Annotated in this window: 17 protein-coding genes; 8 read left to right on the top strand and 9 right to left on the bottom strand. The window is 57.7% G+C overall.

The genetic code is table 11. The features are described 5' to 3' along the window. The first annotated feature begins 59 nt into the window (after window positions 1-59). Complete coding sequence (gene ybaK / locus AC1RS8_RS17970) at window positions 60-530, top strand: Cys-tRNA(Pro) deacylase (RefSeq protein ID WP_057713427.1); 471 nt, start codon at window positions 60-62, stop codon at window positions 528-530. Between the two features lie 109 nt (window positions 531-639). Then, entirely contained in the window at window positions 640-1422 is a 783-nt protein-coding gene (locus tag AC1RS8_RS17965; protein WP_489339173.1) for a PhzF family phenazine biosynthesis protein, read from the top strand. Between the two features lie 114 nt (window positions 1423-1536). Here the strand turns inward: AC1RS8_RS17965 and AC1RS8_RS17960 are convergent, their stop codons facing one another. Together AC1RS8_RS17960 and argF are read right to left on the bottom strand one after the other, a co-directional pair. Next, a complete protein-coding gene (locus AC1RS8_RS17960) occupies window positions 1537-2646 on the bottom strand; it encodes an ABC transporter ATP-binding protein (protein WP_489339172.1) in 1110 nt (369 codons plus the stop codon). After that, window positions 2643-3563, bottom strand: coding sequence for an ornithine carbamoyltransferase (argF, locus tag AC1RS8_RS17955; protein WP_057713430.1), 921 nt, complete (start codon window positions 3561-3563; stop codon window positions 2643-2645). Before argF ends, AC1RS8_RS17960 begins: the two co-directional genes overlap by 4 nt. A gap of 574 nt (window positions 3564-4137) precedes the next feature. Here argF and AC1RS8_RS17950 point away from each other — a divergent pair. Both AC1RS8_RS17950 and grxD read left to right on the top strand, forming a co-directional pair. Then, window positions 4138-6246, top strand: a complete 2109-nt coding sequence (locus AC1RS8_RS17950) for a molybdopterin oxidoreductase family protein (RefSeq protein WP_489339171.1) — start codon at window positions 4138-4140, stop codon at window positions 6244-6246. A 97-nt stretch (window positions 6247-6343) separates the two neighbouring features. Then, on the top strand, window positions 6344-6685 hold the full coding sequence (grxD, locus tag AC1RS8_RS17945) for a Grx4 family monothiol glutaredoxin (protein ID WP_007971318.1): 342 nt from the start codon (window positions 6344-6346) through the stop codon (window positions 6683-6685). Window positions 6686-6870: 185 nt separating this feature from the next. Here grxD and bfr read toward each other — a convergent pair whose 3' ends face one another. Both bfr and AC1RS8_RS17935 read right to left on the bottom strand, forming a co-directional pair. Continuing rightward, window positions 6871-7347 (bottom strand): bacterioferritin, encoded by a 477-nt coding sequence (gene bfr / locus AC1RS8_RS17940; protein ID WP_057713432.1) that lies wholly within the window; start codon window positions 7345-7347, stop codon window positions 6871-6873. 198 nt (window positions 7348-7545) lie between these two features. Continuing rightward, complete coding sequence (locus AC1RS8_RS17935) at window positions 7546-7764, bottom strand: bacterioferritin-associated ferredoxin (RefSeq protein WP_007985869.1); 219 nt, start codon at window positions 7762-7764, stop codon at window positions 7546-7548. A gap of 311 nt (window positions 7765-8075) precedes the next feature. Between AC1RS8_RS17935 and AC1RS8_RS17930 the strand changes: the two genes are divergently transcribed. Then, window positions 8076-8678: a peroxiredoxin gene (locus AC1RS8_RS17930; protein ID WP_057713433.1), complete on the top strand. Its 603-nt coding sequence runs from the start codon at window positions 8076-8078 to the stop codon at window positions 8676-8678. 186 nt (window positions 8679-8864) lie between these two features. Here the strand turns inward: AC1RS8_RS17930 and rnt are convergent, their stop codons facing one another. Together rnt and pyrC are read right to left on the bottom strand one after the other, a co-directional pair. Next, window positions 8865-9542, bottom strand: a complete 678-nt coding sequence (rnt, locus tag AC1RS8_RS17925) for a ribonuclease T (protein WP_057713434.1) — start codon at window positions 9540-9542, stop codon at window positions 8865-8867. Then, the gene (gene pyrC / locus AC1RS8_RS17920) at window positions 9539-10585 is read right to left on the bottom strand and encodes a dihydroorotase (protein ID WP_489339170.1); all 1047 of its coding nucleotides are present in this window, start codon (window positions 10583-10585) and stop codon (window positions 9539-9541) included. Before pyrC ends, rnt begins: the two co-directional genes overlap by 4 nt. A gap of 159 nt (window positions 10586-10744) precedes the next feature. On the opposite strand from pyrC, the gene AC1RS8_RS17915 reads away from it, so the two are divergent. Then, window positions 10745-11650, top strand: coding sequence for a flagellar protein MotY (locus tag AC1RS8_RS17915; RefSeq protein ID WP_057713436.1), 906 nt, complete (start codon window positions 10745-10747; stop codon window positions 11648-11650). Between the two features lie 129 nt (window positions 11651-11779). Continuing rightward, complete coding sequence (locus tag AC1RS8_RS17910) at window positions 11780-12997, top strand: argininosuccinate synthase (RefSeq protein ID WP_007972320.1); 1218 nt, start codon at window positions 11780-11782, stop codon at window positions 12995-12997. A 150-nt stretch (window positions 12998-13147) separates the two neighbouring features. On the opposite strand, the gene AC1RS8_RS17905 is transcribed toward AC1RS8_RS17910, so the two are convergent. Then, the gene (locus AC1RS8_RS17905; protein WP_218494252.1) at window positions 13148-13846 is read right to left on the bottom strand and encodes a hypothetical protein; all 699 of its coding nucleotides are present in this window, start codon (window positions 13844-13846) and stop codon (window positions 13148-13150) included. Window positions 13847-14392: 546 nt separating this feature from the next. Here AC1RS8_RS17905 and AC1RS8_RS17900 point away from each other — a divergent pair. After that, window positions 14393-15019 carry a response regulator transcription factor gene (locus AC1RS8_RS17900; protein WP_008053528.1) on the top strand — a complete coding sequence of 209 codons (627 nt, stop codon included), beginning with the start codon at window positions 14393-14395 and terminating at the stop codon, window positions 15017-15019. Window positions 15020-15102: 83 nt separating this feature from the next. On the opposite strand, the gene AC1RS8_RS17895 is transcribed toward AC1RS8_RS17900, so the two are convergent. Next, the gene (locus AC1RS8_RS17895; protein ID WP_007972325.1) at window positions 15103-15282 is read right to left on the bottom strand and encodes a PA3496 family putative envelope integrity protein; all 180 of its coding nucleotides are present in this window, start codon (window positions 15280-15282) and stop codon (window positions 15103-15105) included. Window positions 15283-15388: 106 nt separating this feature from the next. Then, window positions 15389-16027: an endonuclease III gene (gene nth / locus AC1RS8_RS17890; protein WP_057713439.1), complete on the bottom strand. Its 639-nt coding sequence runs from the start codon at window positions 16025-16027 to the stop codon at window positions 15389-15391. Between the last annotated feature and the right edge of the window lie 10 nt (window positions 16028-16037).

The following is a 16037-nucleotide window of genomic DNA, read 5'->3' as shown; positions in this document are numbered from 1 at the left end:
GATCAATGTCCTAGAATCGGGCGCAGTATTTTTCTTCTGCCGCCCAGTCTGGAGCTGCCATGACCCCCGCATTGGATTTGTTGAAAAAGGTTCGGGCCGAACATCGCGTACACAGTTACGAACATGACCCCAAGGCCGCCTCCTACGGGTTGGAAGCGGCGGAAAAACTCGGGCTCGATCCGGCGCAGGTGTTCAAGACCTTGCTGGCGGCCAGCGAAAAGGGCGAGTTGCTGGTGGCCGTGGTGCCGGTTGTCGGCAGCCTGGACTTGAAAGGGCTGGCCCACGCCGCTGGCGTGAAGAAGGTCGAAATGGCCGACCCGGCGGCAGCGCAGCGCTCTACCGGCTATCTGTTGGGCGGGATCAGTCCGCTGGGGCAGAAAAAGCGCTTGCGTACCTTCATTGATAATTCGGCCCAGCCCTTCGCCAGCATTTTTGTCAGTGCGGGGCGGCGAGGACTGGAAGTCGAACTGGCACCGGCGGTGCTGGCCGAGCACACCCAGGCCAGATTTGCCGATATCGGCCGTGCGTGAACATCATCGGAGTCCGCGCAGCGCTGTATGGTGAAAATCAGCCTGCTCTGTCACTGGTGCCGGCTGAGCCAGCGCGGCATGCTTTGTGGTCTGACAAAGGGAGAAGGTTATGCAACTGGAGTTTCATCAGGTCGACGCGTTCAGCAATCAGCCATTTAGCGGCAATCCGGCGATGGTCTATCGGCTCGACACCTGGCTCGCCGATGAGTTGATGCAAAAGATTGCCGCCGAACACAACCTCGCCGAAACGGCGTTTGTCGTGCGTGAAGGGCAGGGCTGGCACATCCGTTGGTTTACGCCGACCACCGAGGTGCCATTGTGCGGTCACGCGACGCTGGCTAGCGCTCATGTGCTGTTCGAGATTTATAAGGAGCCCGTCGAGCGACTGGACTTCACCTGCAAATCCGGCCCGTTGGGCGTGACCCGTGAAGGTGGGCGGCTGTGGCTGGATTTCCCGGCGATCACTGCATCGCCGGTGAACGTGATCTCGGACATCGAGCGTGCACTGGGCGTGAAGGCTGTTGAGGTACTGGCTTCAAATGAGCTGTTCGTGGTGCTGGAGTCGGAGCAAGCCGTGCTCGACTGCAAGCCGGACATGGTGGCCCTGGCGAAACTGCCATGGCTGGGCGCCATCGTGACGGCGCGGGGCGAGCAGCACGATTTCGTTTCCCGCTACTTCGCCCCGGCAATCGGCATCAATGAAGACCCGGTGACCGGATCGACCCATTGCCTTCTGATTCCGTACTGGTCGGAGCGCTTGGGCAAGTCGAGCCTGACGGCCTGTCAGCGTTCGACGCGAGGAGGGGAGTTGTTCTGCCGGCTGGAAGGTGACCGGGTGAAGATCGGCGGGAATGCGACGCTCGTAGCGAGCGGGACGCTGATGTTGAGCTAGCGAAAATCCAATGTGGGAGCGAGCTTGCTCGCGATAGCGGTGGATCAGTCAACATCTCTGTTGAGTTTGAAGCCGCCATCGCGAGCAAGCTCGCTCCCACGGGGATTGTGTTGTTTAGTTGGCCGTGCTGTAGCGCCGGACACCTGATTCAACAGCTGGAATCTGCGCCGCCGTGCTGCCGGACGCCTGGAACAGCACCAGGTGTTCAGCCGCGACACGAATACCCACCTCCGCCCCAATCTGACGATCGACATGGCTCGGGAAGATCGCCTCCAGCTGTGCGCCTGTCGGCAGTTGCAAGCGATACAGGGTCGATGCACCCAGGAACGTCTTGCCGGCAATTCGCGCCTTCAGTGCGCTGTCCGGCGCATAGACGATATCGTCCGGGCGCAGCAACACGTCCACGGCGCCGCCTACCGGCCAGGTGTAGGCCCGATTGCCGCGCAGCTCACCCAGTTCGGTTTGCACCGATTCTGGGCTGCTCAACTGACCGCGAATGAAATAGCCCTGGCCGATGAAACTCGCGACAAAAGGTGTCAGGGGTTCGTGATACAGGTTGTAGGGCGTATCCCACTGTTCCAGGCGACCTTCCTTGAACACACCAACGTGGTCGCTGACCGCGAAGGCTTCTTCCTGGTCGTGAGTCACCAGAATCGCGCTGGTGCCACGGGCCTTGAGGATGTCGCGTACTTCATGGCTGAGCTTGCGGCGCAATTCGCCATCAAGGTTGGAGAAGGGTTCGTCGAGCAACAGCAGTTGCGGTTCCGGCGCCAGGGCACGGGCCAGTGCAACACGTTGCTGCTGACCTCCTGAAAGCTCGTGGGGGAAACGCTTGCCGAGATTCTTCAGGTTGACCAGTTCCAGCAGCTCTTCGGTCACGCGATCCTTTTGCGGATGCTTGCGAATGCCGAAGGCGATGTTGTCTGCCACGCTCAAATGCGGAAACAGCGCGTAGTCCTGGAACACCATGCCGATGCGACGTTTCTCCGGCGCAAGGGTGAAGCCGGCGCTGGAGATGGTCTCGCCAGCCAGCTGGATTTCGCCTTCGTGCACCGGTTCGAAACCGGCAATCGCCCGCAGGGTGGTGGTCTTGCCGCAGCCCGACGAGCCCAGCAGGCAACCGATGTCGCCTGCGTTCAGGTGCAGGTTGAGGTTCTGCACCACGCGCTGGTCTTGATAGCCGCAGGCGAGGTTGCGCAGGTTAAGCAGTAATGGCTGGCTCATGCGTGGTGATACGCCGGTTCGACGAGGAACTCGAGCAGGGCTTTTTGCGCGTGCAGACGGTTTTCGGCTTGATCCCAGGCCACCGAGCGCTTGTCATCGAGCAGGTCGATGCTGATTTCCTCGCCACGGTGCGCTGGCAAGCAGTGCATGAACAGCACGTCTTCAGCGGCCAGGTCGAGCAGAGCGCGGTTGACCTGATACGGCGCGAACAGTTGCAGACGCTTGGCGGTTTCCTCTTCCTGGCCCATGGAGGTCCAGACGTCGGTGCTCACCAGGTGTGCGCCACGCACGGCTTCCTTCGGATCGCGAACGATGGTGACCCGATCACCGGCCTTGGCCAGGAACACCGGGTTGGGTTCATAGCCTTCCGGGCAGGCAACGCGCAACTGGAAGTCGAACTGGATCGCCGCTTCTATATAGCTGTTGCACATGTTGTTGCCGTCGCCAATCCAGGCCACGGTCTTGCCCTGGATGGAGCCGCGGTGTTCGAGGAAGGTCTGCATGTCGGCCAGCAACTGGCACGGGTGCAGGTCATCGGACAGGCCGTTGATCACCGGTACGCGGGAGTTGGCGGCGAATTCGGTCAGGTTGCTGTGGGCAAAGGTACGGATCATCACTGCATCGAGCATGCTCGACATGACGATGGCGCAGTCGCCGATCGGCTCGCCACGACCCAGTTGGGTGTCACGTGGCGACAGGAAGATCGCCTGCCCGCCGAGCTGGATCATGCCTGCCTCGAAGGAGATCCGGGTACGGGTCGAGGATTTCTCGAAAATCATTCCCAGGACGCGGTTTTTCAGAGGCTCGAACAGTACGCCGCGGTTACGCAGGTCCTTGAGCTCAACGCCTCGACGGATCACGCTGACCAGCTCTTCGGGCGTGCAATCCATCAGGGAGAGAAAGTGCCTTGCGCTCATCATTGACTACCTTTTGCTACAAACCGCAGATGCTCAAAGCCTTGTTTAACGGAACAACGGGCGAGACCTGCGGCGTAAGCCGCACGGGGCGACGAAATAGGGGAAGGCGCGATCTTATAATTAAATGTCGCGTCTTACCAATAGGGCTACAGTTTTTAGGGAGTTTCAGAGGTGCTACGGGTTTACCGAGGTAGCGCTTTTGAAGCCTGTTTCCTGATAGCAGCGGTTCATTTGTACACCGGCCCCTCGGGGCTTGGCAATCAGGCGAGGCGGCAATGGTGCGCTGACAGTCGGTTTTTGACTTGTCATTCATCAGCGCCGGGCTTGATGAGCACTGGCGCCCGATCGGCGAGCAGACCGGCGCGCATGGACCCCACGGACCGATTGAAACCCTTCAGGAATTTCAGTTGCAGGCGCCGCCCAGGCTGCCTTCGAACTGAACTCGGACGGCCATCGGCTGGCCTGATAACCCTCGATTCACAAGACGAACGTCGCTGGCGTGTCGGCGGCTCTGGCGCCATAGTTTTGTTTCCGCGGCCTACGTTGCCCGCCCATAACAAGACAGAGACTGGCCATGACCAAGACTCTCCATCACCGTGCTTGCCATTTGTGCGAAGCCATCTGTGGCCTGACTATCGAAACCACCAGGGGCGAAGGCGGTAACGTCCAGATCACTTCGATCAAGGGCGACCCCCAGGATACGTTCAGTCGTGGGCACATCTGCCCCAAGGCCGTGGCGTTGCAAGACATTCAGAACGATCCGGATCGCCTGCATCAGCCGATGCAGCGGGTGGGCAATGAATGGCAGCCCATCGAGTGGGAAGCGGCATTCAATCTGGTCGCCGAACGCCTCGCCGCCATTCAGGCGCATCACGGGCAAAACGCCGTGGCGGTCTATCAGGGCAACCCGAGCGTGCACAATTACGGGTTGATGACCCACAGCAATTACTTCCTCGGCCTGTTGAAAACCCGCAACCGGTTTTCCGCGACGTCGGTCGATCAATTGCCCCATCACCTGACCAGTCATTTGATGTACGGCCACGGTCTGCTGCTGCCGATCCCGGATATCGACCACACCGATTTCATGCTGATCCTGGGCGGCAATCCACTGGCTTCGAACGGCAGCATCATGACCGTGCCGGATGTGGAGAAACGCTTGAAGGCGATACAGGCCCGGGGTGGCAAGGTGGTGGTGGTCGATCCGCGCCGTAGTGAAACGGCGGCGATTGCCGACCAGCATCTGTTCGTACGCCCGGGCGGTGATGCAGCGCTGTTGTTCGGCCTGCTCAATACCTTGTTCGCTGAAGGTCTGACCCGCGACAGCCATCTGCCGGTGGACGGCCTGGAGGACGTACGGGAGGCTGTCGCACCGTTCACTGCCGAGGCCATGAGTCCGTTGTGCGCCGTACCGGCCGAACAGATCCGCCAGTTGGCGCGGGACTTCGCCGCGGCACCGAGTGCAGTCTGCTATGGCCGCATGGGCGTCTCGACCCAGGCCTTCGGTACTCTGTGCCATTGGGTGGTGCAGTTGATCAACCTGGTCACCGGCAATCTCGATCGCGTGGGTGGTGCCTTGTGCACCGAGCCAGCAGTGGATCTGGTGGCGTCGACCTCGGGCGGGCATTTCAATCTGTGGCAGAGCCGGGTTTCCGGGCGCCCGGAGTACGCCGGAGAACTACCTGTCTCGGCGCTGGCCGAAGAGATGCTCACTGAAGGGGAAGGGCAAGTCCGCGCGCTGATCACCGTGGCGGGCAATCCGGTGTTGTCCACACCCAATGGCCGACAACTCGAACAGGCGCTGGACGGGCTGGAGTTCATGGTCAGTATCGACCTGTACATCAATGAAACCACGCGTTACGCCGACCTGATCCTGCCGTCCACATCGGCGCTGGAAAACGACCATTACGACACCACGTTCAACCTGTTCGCGGTGCGCAACGTCAGCCGTTTCAACCGCGCCATCCTCGCCAAACCCCAAGGTGCATTGCACGACTGGGAGATTTTCGTCGGCCTGGCCAAGGCATTTGCCGTCAGGACCGGCAAAGAACTGAAGCCCACCATCGCCCCTGCGCAAATGATCGATCGCGGCTTGCGCATGGGAATGTACGGCGACAATTCAGAGCACAAGCTGTCGCTGGCGACTTTGTTCGATCATCCCCATGGCGTCGATCTGGGCGCGCTCAAGCCTAACCTGACGCCACGCCTGAAGACTGCCAATCAACGCATCCAGGCCGCGCCTGCGGCGATTCTCGCTGACCTGGCGCGCTTTGCAGCCTTGAAGGCGCCAGCCACCGACGAGTTGTTGATGATTGGCCGCCGGCATGTACGCAGCAACAATTCATGGATGCATAACTATCATCGGTTGGTAAAGGGCAAGCCACGTCACCAGTTGCTGATGCATCCGGACGATCTGGCCAGTCGCGGGCTCAGCGACGGACAGCGTGTTCGGGTCAGTTCGCGGGTGGGTGTGATCGAAGTCGAAGTGCTTGGCAGTCTGGACATGATGAAAGGCGTGGTCAGCCTGCCTCACGGCTGGGGGCACGCGCGGCCGGGCGTGCAAATGTCGATTGCCAGCAGTCAACCGGGCTCCAGCGCCAACGACCTGACCGACGAACGCCAGATTGACGAGCTGTCGGGAAATGCCGCGCTCAATGGTGTGCCGGTGATCGTGGTGGCGGCGTGAATCAGTCAGACGGAGAGACCGAGCAGGGCGCTCGGCTTTCCGTTACAATGCGCCACCGTGCCGACCCATGAGTCGGAAAGTTCAGCCGAGGTGCTCCATGGATATCATCGAAACGATTAAAGAGCAGATTGCCAACAACACCATTCTGCTTTACATGAAAGGCTCGCCGAATGCCCCGCAGTGCGGCTTCTCCGCGAAAGCCGCGCAGGCCGTGATGGCGTGTGGCGAAAAGTTTGCGTACGTGGACATCCTGCAGAACCCGGAAATCCGCGCCAACCTGCCAAAATACGCCAACTGGCCAACCTTCCCACAGCTGTGGGTTGCTGGTGAGCTGGTCGGCGGTAGCGACATCATGACTGAAATGGCTGCTGACGGTTCGCTGCAGAGCCTGATCAAGGACGCCGCCGCCAAGGCTGCTGCTCCAAAGACCGAAGCCTGATTCGCTTCCTGTAGGAGCGAGCTCGCTCGCGATGGACTAAAGAACGCCGCTGGGTGTCAGGCTCCCAGCGTTATCGTTAACGTCCATCGCGAGCAAGCTCGCTCCTACAAGAGCAGGCAATAAAAAGCCCCGCCACTCGAAAGAGGGCGGGGCTTTTTATTGCATCGAGATTAATGGCGTAGAACTTACTCGTCTTCGCCCATCTGCGATTGCAGATAGTTCTCAAGGCCCACTTTATCGATCAGGCCCAGTTGGGTTTCCAGCCAGTCGATATGTTCTTCTTCGGACTCGAGGATATCTTCAAGCAGTTCACGGCTACCGAAGTCGCCAACTTTTTCGCAATGCGCGATAGCCACTTTGAGATCGGCATGGCCGGTTTTCTCGATACGCAGGTCACACTCAAGCATTTCCTTGGTGTGCTCGCCGATGTGCAGCTTGCCCAGGTCCTGGACATTCGGCAGGCCTTCAAGGAACAGGATGCGCTTGATCAGCTTGTCCGCGTGCTTCATCTCGTCGATGGATTCGTGGTACTCGTGCTTGCCGAGCTTGTTCAGGCCCCAATCTTCATACATGCGCGCATGCAGGAAGTATTGATTGATCGCGACCAGCTCATTGGCGAGGATCTTGTTGAGATGCTGGATGACTGTAACGTCGCCTTTCATGATGGGGTCCTGCCCTGTATTAGCTGTCAATAGAGCAGAGTTTGAGCCTCGTATTTAATAGTGTCAAACCTAAGTTATTGAAACTTAAATGAAAATTAATCGGAATAAGAATGTTTGTGTTCCGCGTCTAGAGCATAACTAGTTGATTTTGAGGCATAAAAAAACCGGACATATGTCCGGTTCTTTGAAATTCGATGTTTAAGCCGCGGTAAATTCTGCTGGATAAGGAATTGCAGCCTGGGCCGTTTGCAGTTTGGTCAGGGTCTCGCGGACCACTTCCTTGGCGAGGCAGGCACATTTGCCGCACTGGCTCGCAACGCCGGTGGCTACACGGACTTCCTTGTAGCTGCAGCATCCTTCATAGATCGCATCGCGGATTTGACCGTCGGTGACGCCAGTGCAGAGGCAAACATACATAGGGAAGGACCGTCGCTGATTGTGACTCAATTGCGATGGATCTTAATGTTAACGAGAATGATTGTCAAAGTGGTTTCAGAGCACTTTTCGTCATAAACGGGTATGGCTGACGAACGGTCTACCTGGCAAATCGGTGATCCAAAACCGGCGGGGATTTCATCGTACGGGGAAAAAACAGCTAAGCCAGCTCAAACACGCGGTGTATGATGGCCGGTCTTTTGCGACCGGGGATCGTGTCACAGGGCTGTCGCCTCAGGGTGGCAGGCTGATGCGAGCCCTGTTTCTCACGCTATTACACCAGGAGATATCCAATGAGCGTACTCGTAGGCAAACAAGCCCCTGACTTCACCGTACCGGCCGTACTCGGCAATGGCGAGATCGTTGACAGCTTCACCCTGTCCTCGGCGATCAAAGGCAAATACGGCCTGGTGTTCTTCTATCCACTGGACTTCACCTTCGTTTGCCCGTCCGAGCTGATCGCTCTGGACAACCGCATGTCTGACTTCAAGGCACGCAACGTTGAAGTGATCGCTGTTTCGATCGACTCGCACTTCACCCACAACGCATGGCGCAACACTCCAGTGAACAATGGCGGTATTGGCCAGGTTCGCTACACCATGGCTGCCGACATCAAGCAGGACATCATGAAGGCCTACGACGTTCAGTCCGCTGATGGCGTGGCTTTCCGTGGCGCGTTCCTGATCGACGACAAAGGCGTTGTCCGCTCGCAGATCGTCAACGACCTGCCGCTGGGCCGTAACATGGAAGAGTTGATCCGTCTGGTCGACGCTCTGCAATTCCACGAAGAGCACGGCGAAGTCTGCCCTGCCAACTGGAAAAAAGGCGACAAAGGCATGAACGCTTCGCCAGAAGGCGTTGCTGCTTACCTGACCGAGCACGCTGCCGCTCTGTAAGGCGTTCCAGGTATAAAAAAACCGGCCTTCGAGGCCGGTTTTTTTATGGACGGAATTCACTCAGTCGTCTGTAGGAGCGAGCCTGCTCGCGATGGACTTGAGAGCGCCGCTGGGTGTCAGGCTCCCCGCGTTATCGTTCACGACCATCGCGAGCAAGCTCGCTCCCACATTGATTCGTGAGTGCACTCAGTCGCCGAAGTCTTCCCAACCACCCATCTGTTTCCAGCGATTGACGATGCCGCAGAACAGCTCTGCCGTCTTCTCGGTGTCGTAGCGAGCCGAGTGAGCCTCGCGACCGTCGAAGTCGATGTCCGCTGCCTGGCACGCCTTGGCCAACACGGTTTGGCCGTAAGCGAGACCGGCCAGCGTTGCGGTATCGAAGCTGGAGAACGGATGGAACGGATTGCGCTTCATGTCCAACCGTGCAACCGCCGCATTCAGGAAGCCCAGGTCGAAACTGCTGTTATGCCCGACCAGGATCGCCCGTTTGCAACCGTTGGCCTTGAGGGCCTTGCGCACGCCGCGGAAGATATCGTTCAGGGCAGACTCTTCACTCACCGCCATGCGCAGCGGGTGATCGAGCTTGATCCCGGTGAATTCCAGGGCTGCCGCTTCGATGTTCGCACCCTCGAACGGCTCGACACGGAAAAAGTAGGTGTGATCCGGGTAAACAAAACCCTTTTCATCCATGGCGATGGTGGTCGCGGCGATCTCCAGCAGGGCGTCGGTGGCCGAGTTGAAGCCACCGGTCTCTACGTCGACGACAACCGGCAGGTAACCACGAAACCTTGCCGCCATTGGATGACGAGGGCCGCCTCCGCCGCCATTGCCTTCCAGTTCGTCGTCGAAATGGTCTTCACTCACGCGTGTTCCTCCAGCAGGCGCCAGCGCAGTTTTTCACCGGCGCGCAGCGGGATAACGGTCAGCTCGCCAAATGGCAGGCTGGTCGGGGCGGTCCACTCTTCGCGGACCAGGGTGATGCGATCGGTGTTGGCCGGCAGACCATAGAACCGAGGGCCGTTGAGGCTGGCGAAGGCCTCGAGCTTGTCCAGCGCATTGCGCTGTTCGAAGGCTTCGGCGTACATCTCGATTGCCGCATAGGCGGTGTAGCAACCGGCGCAGCCGCAGGCCGCTTCCTTGGCATGCTGGGCGTGGGGGGCCGAGTCGGTGCCGAGGAAGAACTTGTCGCTGCCGCTGGTGGCCGCGTCGAGCAGGGCTTCCTGGTGGGTATTGCGCTTGAGGATCGGCAGGCAATAGAAGTGCGGCCGAATCCCGCCCACCAGCATGTGGTTGCGGTTGTACAGCAGGTGATGCGCGGTGATGGTCGCGCCCACGTTGGCCGAAGCCGAGTTGACGAACTGCACGGCGTCCGCGGTGGTGATGTGTTCGAAGACCACTTTGAGGGCCGGGAAACGCTCGACCACACGACGCAAGTGCTCGTCGATGAAGATTTTTTCCCGGTCGAACACGTCGACATCGCCCCGGGTGACTTCACCGTGGACCAACAACGGCATCCCGACTTCGGCCATGGCCTCGAGTGCAGGGAAGATCTTGTCGATGCTGGTGACGCCAGAATCCGAGTTGGTGGTCGCGCCGGCCGGGTACAGCTTGGCGGCGTGAATGAATCCGCTGGCCTTGGCCTCGCGAATTTCTTCAGGCTGGGTGCGGTCGGTCAGGTACAGGACCATCAGTGGCTCGAACAGGCTGCCGGCCGGGCGGGCAGCGAGAATCCGCTGCCGATAGCCGTCGGCTTCGGCCGCATTGCGTACCGGTGGAACCAGGTTGGGCATGATGATGGCGCGGCCAAAGGTGCGCGCGACATCCGCGACGGTATTGGTCAGCACGGCACCATCGCGAAGATGAATATGCCAGTCGTCGGGACGCAGCAGGGTCAGGCGGTCGGACATGAGGGGATTCCAGGCGGGTCAAACTCAAGGGAATGCTACCGGAAAAGACTCTTGCAGGCACTCGCTATCAAGTTTTGCAGGAAGCTTCCGATATCCAACAGGTATGCCGTAAACATGTGTGTGTCGGTCTTTTTGTTGTAGAAGCCAGTGGAGCCTCCCGTGCGCCAGCGTTATTTAGCCTTGCTCAGTGTGTTTGCCAGCCTTCCGGCGATGGCGCTCACTTTCCAGACACGTCTGGAGAACATTGAGTGGACGGTCGAAGGCGACAAGTTCGAATGCCGCCTGACTCAGCCGGTTACCGACTTCGGCTCGGGCGAGTTCGTGCGTCGTGCCGGTGAGCAGGCGACTTTCCGCCTGAAAGCCTACAACCCGATGATCGGCGGTGGTTCGGCCACCTTGCTGGCCGCTGCCGCGCCGTGGCAACCGGGCCGTGACGATATCAACCTGGGCACGGTGAGAATCGGCAGTGGCAACGTATTGTTCAACAGCTCACAGGTTCAGGCCGGGCGTTTGATCAGTGGCCTGATGGACGGTCGCAGCCCGGTCGTTCGACATTCCTCGGGGGATGGGCGGGTGTCGGAAGTACGCTTGTTGCCGGTCAGGTTCACCAAGGCGTTTGCCGACTACCAGGGGTGCGTGGCGAAACTGTTGCCACAGAATTTCGAACAGGTGAAGCAATCGGAAATCGGCTTCCCCGGCGGCGGAATCGAACTCGACAGCGCCGCAAAAGCCAAACTGCAGGTAATGCTGGAGTACATGAAGGCCGATCCGACGGTCAATCACATCGAGCTCGACGGTCACTCCGACAACAGCGGCAATCGCCTGACCAACCGCGACCTGTCGCGGCGCCGAGCCCTGGCAGTGATGGAGTTCTTCAAGGCCAACGGCATCCAGGAATCGCAAATCACTCTGCGTTTCCATGGCGAGCGTTATCCGGTGGCGCCGAACACCAACAACACCAACCGCGCGAAGAACCGTCGAGTAGCGGTGCGCCTGGAGCGCGGAGCACCCGCGGAACAAGTCGCCCCGCAGGCGACGAAAGCGGCCACTTCGGCCACTTCCTGACCCGGCTGTAATCGTCGCGCTCTCGACATAATCTGTCGCTTCGTCGTCATAAGCTGTCGCGCCACTGTAAATTATTCTGCATGAGCGGTAGACTTCCCGGCTTTCCGTAGAACCCCGTGGAGTGATGGCATGGCGGACGTAAACAAGGTCGTTCTGGCGTATTCCGGCGGCCTGGACACTTCGGTGATCCTCAAGTGGCTGCAGGATACTTATAACTGTGAAGTAGTGACCTTCACCGCTGACCTGGGTCAGGGCGAAGAGGTCGAACCTGCACGCGCCAAGGCTCAGGCCATGGGCGTCAAAGAGATCTACATCGACGACTTGCGCGAAGAGTTCGTGCGCGATTTCGTTTTCCCGATGTTCCGCGCCAACACCGTTTACGAAGGCGAGTACCTGCTGGGTACTTCCATCGCTCGTCCGCTGATCGCCAAGCGCCTGATCGAAATTGCCAACGAAACCGGTGCAGACGCCATTTCCCATGGCGCCACCGGCAAGGGTAACGACCAGGTTCGTTTCGAACTCGGTGCGTACGCCTTGAAGCCAGGTGTGAAAGTGATCGCTCCTTGGCGCGAGTGGGACCTGCTGTCCCGTGAAAAGCTGATGGATTACGCCGCGAAGCACGCGATTCCGATCGAGCGCCACGGCAAGAAGAAGTCCCCGTACTCCATGGATGCCAACCTGCTGCACATCTCCTATGAAGGCGGCGTGCTGGAAGACACCTGGACCGAGCACGAAGAAGACATGTGGCGCTGGACCGTTTCCCCGGAAAACGCGCCAGACAAGCCGCAGTACCTGGAGCTGACCTACCGCAACGGCGACATCGTCGCGCTGGACGGCGTCGAAATGACTCCTGCCACCGTGCTGGCGACCCTGAACCGTATCGGTGGTGAGCACGGTATCGGCCGTCTCGACATCGTCGAGAACCGCTACGTGGGCATGAAGTCCCGTGGCTGCTACGAAACCCCTGGCGGCACCATCATGCTGCGTGCCCACCGTGCGATCGAATCGATCACCCTGGACCGCGAAGTGGCTCACCTCAAGGACGAGCTGATGCCCAAGTACGCCAGCCTGATCTATACCGGCTACTGGTGGAGCCCTGAGCGTCTGATGCTGCAACAGATGATCGATGCGTCCCAGGTCAACGTGAACGGCGTTGTGCGCCTGAAACTGTACAAGGGCAATGTGATCGTCACTGGCCGCAAGTCCGACGACTCGCTGTTCGACGCCAACATCGCTACCTTCGAAGAAGATGGCGGCGCGTACAACCAGGCGGATGCCGCGGGCTTCATCAAGCTCAACGCCTTGCGCATGCGCATTGCGGCGAACAAAGGCCGGAAGCTGTTCTGAGACCTTTGACATCGTGATGGATACCTGACCTCGTCCTCGACGAGGTCAGGTACCTGAAAACGGGGTGTGATACCAGTTACTGTGTTGTCGGGTGTTTTCGTTTCCGCTGATGATTTACTGTTTTTCTCCTTCTCGATGGCCTGACCTGTACTACAGGTTGCTGTTCGCCGGTTGCCCGGCGTGATCAATGACCGACAATCTGTGCGAGTCCAGATTGTAGGCCACATAAAAGGCGGCACCGCGTTTGCTGGCCTGCTTTGTATGTCCAAGCGCACTGGCTTTCAGTAATTTCTCCGAAACGGCACAAGTGACAAACAGAATCACGTACGCCGTCTTTTCCCGTGGCCTCTGGATTTTTTCCAGCAGCGCTCCAAACTCGACCTCTTCGCTCATCCAGCGCACATCAACGATGTACAGGTCTTTTACCGGTTCCGGTAACTGAAGGTGATGCTGAACAGAGACAGTGGTTTGCAGACCAATCCCGGTTGGCGGGTCCTGTGCGCCACAGGGCGTTCGGGCTGACCGCCAGTCATTCGCTGACGTTTCCAGTGTGGGGTTTTCAGGCGGTTTTGCGGACGCTTTTTTTTCCGAGCGCCCAACATCATCCATGACCTTCATGAAGTGCTTTCCCTTTTCAAAATCGGAGGGTGCATAAAGTGATTTATAGTTGAAGTTGAGTGTCGCGAAAAAAAGCAAAAGTAAATAAAACGGAAAGCTGATCAGGAACCAGACGTAGAGTTCTCTTTCCTCCTGATCAAGGAAGGGTAGAGAGACGGCTGCCGACGTTTCAGAGAGCGCTGCGAATATCGCGATAATTGTCATTGGGTTGGTGATTCGTTTTTTTATCATATTCTGTACTCATGCCGGGTTGTCTGTTCTCGAGTGGTTTATGAAGTTGGTTCGATGTGGTGCCTATTGTAGTGATTTTGATTGTCTGCTGGTTTTTGACAGGTTTTTATTTGTTTGTTGTATTGCTCTTCGGTTTCTTGAATTTTTGGCGTGTTTTAATGATTGCTCAAAAAATATTATTTGCTGTAAGAGTAATTGGATGCGAAGTGTGTGATATTTCTGGTGTGAGTGTTGAGTGCGAAAATATCAGTTACGTTTTAGCGGAAAGGTAGAGGCTAGTGTTTGTCAGGGCGGGACCGGATCAAGCTGGCTCTCGAAAAAATCTGGTCGTAAATCGACACAGGTGGCTGCTGGAAAGTGCGACACACTGACGCTGGTACAGTTTTAAATTCATTCTGTTCGAGGGATTTTTGTAGGAGGAATCCGTGTTGTTTGTAGGGGATGTCTCTTGGTGTGGGTGGCCGGGAGGGGCGACATGCCATGGGTGAAACGACTAGGCTATTGTGCGGGCTCTAAAAATTCGAACAGCGAAAATTGGACTTGCCCATGAATAAAGTGCTGATCGTGGATGATCACCCCGTCATTCGTCTTGCGGTACGTATGCTAATGGAGCGTCATGGCTACGAAGTTATTGCAGAAACCGATAATGGTGTGGACGCACTGCAACTAGCCCGAGAACTTATGCCGGACATTGTCATTCTGGATATCGGGATTCCGAAGCTGGACGGGCTGGAAGTCATCGCGCGTTTGTCTTCGACTTCAATGCCGATGAAAGTGCTGATTTTGACATCCCAGGCGCCGGGACATTTTTCGATGCGTTGCATGCAATCCGGTGCAGCCGGTTATGTCTGCAAACAACAAGATCTCACGGAGTTGCTCAGTGCAATAAAGGCCGTTTTGTCAGGCTACAGTTACTTTCCTAATCAAGCCTTGCATACCGTACGATGCAGTTTGGGGAATGCCAGTGAGGCCGATATGGTCGATCGATTGTCGGGGCGGGAAATGATGGTCCTGCAGCAGTTGGCCCGAGGAAAGACCAATAAAGAGATTGCCGATGGGATGTTTCTCAGCAATAAAACAGTCAGTACTTACAAGACCCGCCTGTTGCTCAAGCTGAATGCGCGGTCTCTGGTCGATCTGATCGAACTGGCACAACGCAATGGTCTGGTGTGATGGCATAACTGCGCGACAAGGGGCGCCTATCGGGGTACGGCACTTAGCAAAAAAAAGCCTCCGTTTCGGGAGGCTTTCAGGTGTCATAAATCAAAATCGTAATCGGCCAATTGCTTTTGCAGTCGGCGCTCCTCCAGCAGGTTGTCGATGGTGCGGCGTTTGCTCAGATTAGTTTTCGCTACTTCAACCACCGGTTCAGCATCATCGGTTTCGGCGGTGGTGAAATCGTCTTCTACGTCTAATTGCTCTTTGCCAGTACTCATTTAGTTGCTCCAGGCTAAGAAGGCCTTTGGCGCCCCTTATATCGACATTCTCCCGGCGGGTAAAAAAGATTTTTTCAATCGACAAATCAATAAACCCAATAGCGCCTCAATCGTCGGAGGTTTTGTGCTTGTATTCGCACAAATCCTCGATCCGGCAGCTTCCGCATCGGGGCTTGCGGGCCAGGCAAACATAGCGACCATGAAGGATCAGCCAGTGATGGGAGTCGAGCAGGTACTCCTTGGGCACGAACTTCATCAGTTTTTTCTCGACTTCCACCACATTCTTGCCGGGAGCAATGCCAGTCCGGTTGCTGACCCTGAAAATATGCGTGTCGACGGCCATGGTCAGCTGACGGAATGCCGTATTGAGTACCACGTTGGCGGTCTTGCGGCCGACGCCGGGCAGTGCTTCCAGCTCTTCGCGGGTTTGTGGGACCTCGCCGGCGTGACGCTCGACCAGCAAACGGCAGGTTTCGATCACGTTTTTCGCTTTGCTGTTGTACAGCCCGATGGTCTTGATGTACTCCGACAGCCCTTCGACACCCAGGGCATGCATCGCTGCCGGGGTATTGGCGACCGGGAAAAGCCTGGCTGTGGCCTTGTTGACGCCGACATCGGTGGACTGCGCCGAGAGAATCACGGCAATCAGTAATTCGAAGGGGGAGGAATAGGCCAGTTCGGTCTTTGGTTCCGGGTTGTCCTCGTGCAGTCGGCGGAAAATTTCCAGACGTTTTGCGGCATTCATGGGCAGTGCG

The sequence above is a fragment of the Pseudomonas sp. GW821-FHT12A04 genome, assembly GCF_058807755.1.
This window is presented reverse-complemented; position numbering and strand designations above follow the sequence as displayed.

What these genes read in the sequence shown, in the direction of transcription:
- ybaK (WP_057713427.1), top strand. Translation starts at nt 60, where the DNA reads ATGACCCCCGCATTGGATTTGTTGAAAAAGGTTCGGGCCGAACATCGC.
- AC1RS8_RS17965 (WP_489339173.1), top strand. Translation starts at nt 640, where the DNA reads ATGCAACTGGAGTTTCATCAGGTCGACGCGTTCAGCAATCAGCCATTT.
- AC1RS8_RS17960 (WP_489339172.1), bottom strand. Translation starts at nt 2,646, where the DNA reads ATGAGCCAGCCATTACTGCTTAACCTGCGCAACCTCGCCTGCGGCTAT.
- argF (WP_057713430.1), bottom strand. Translation starts at nt 3,563, where the DNA reads ATGAGCGCAAGGCACTTTCTCTCCCTGATGGATTGCACGCCCGAAGAG.
- AC1RS8_RS17950 (WP_489339171.1), top strand. Translation starts at nt 4,138, where the DNA reads ATGACCAAGACTCTCCATCACCGTGCTTGCCATTTGTGCGAAGCCATC.
- grxD (WP_007971318.1), top strand. Translation starts at nt 6,344, where the DNA reads ATGGATATCATCGAAACGATTAAAGAGCAGATTGCCAACAACACCATT.
- bfr (WP_057713432.1), bottom strand. Translation starts at nt 7,347, where the DNA reads ATGAAAGGCGACGTTACAGTCATCCAGCATCTCAACAAGATCCTCGCC.
- AC1RS8_RS17935 (WP_007985869.1), bottom strand. Translation starts at nt 7,764, where the DNA reads ATGTATGTTTGCCTCTGCACTGGCGTCACCGACGGTCAAATCCGCGAT.
- AC1RS8_RS17930 (WP_057713433.1), top strand. Translation starts at nt 8,076, where the DNA reads ATGAGCGTACTCGTAGGCAAACAAGCCCCTGACTTCACCGTACCGGCC.
- pyrC (WP_489339170.1), bottom strand. Translation starts at nt 10,585, where the DNA reads ATGTCCGACCGCCTGACCCTGCTGCGTCCCGACGACTGGCATATTCAT.
- AC1RS8_RS17910 (WP_007972320.1), top strand. Translation starts at nt 11,780, where the DNA reads ATGGCGGACGTAAACAAGGTCGTTCTGGCGTATTCCGGCGGCCTGGAC.
- AC1RS8_RS17905 (WP_218494252.1), bottom strand. Translation starts at nt 13,846, where the DNA reads ATGATAAAAAAACGAATCACCAACCCAATGACAATTATCGCGATATTC.
- AC1RS8_RS17900 (WP_008053528.1), top strand. Translation starts at nt 14,393, where the DNA reads ATGAATAAAGTGCTGATCGTGGATGATCACCCCGTCATTCGTCTTGCG.
- AC1RS8_RS17895 (WP_007972325.1), bottom strand. Translation starts at nt 15,282, where the DNA reads ATGAGTACTGGCAAAGAGCAATTAGACGTAGAAGACGATTTCACCACC.
- nth (WP_057713439.1), bottom strand. Translation starts at nt 16,027, where the DNA reads ATGAATGCCGCAAAACGTCTGGAAATTTTCCGCCGACTGCACGAGGAC.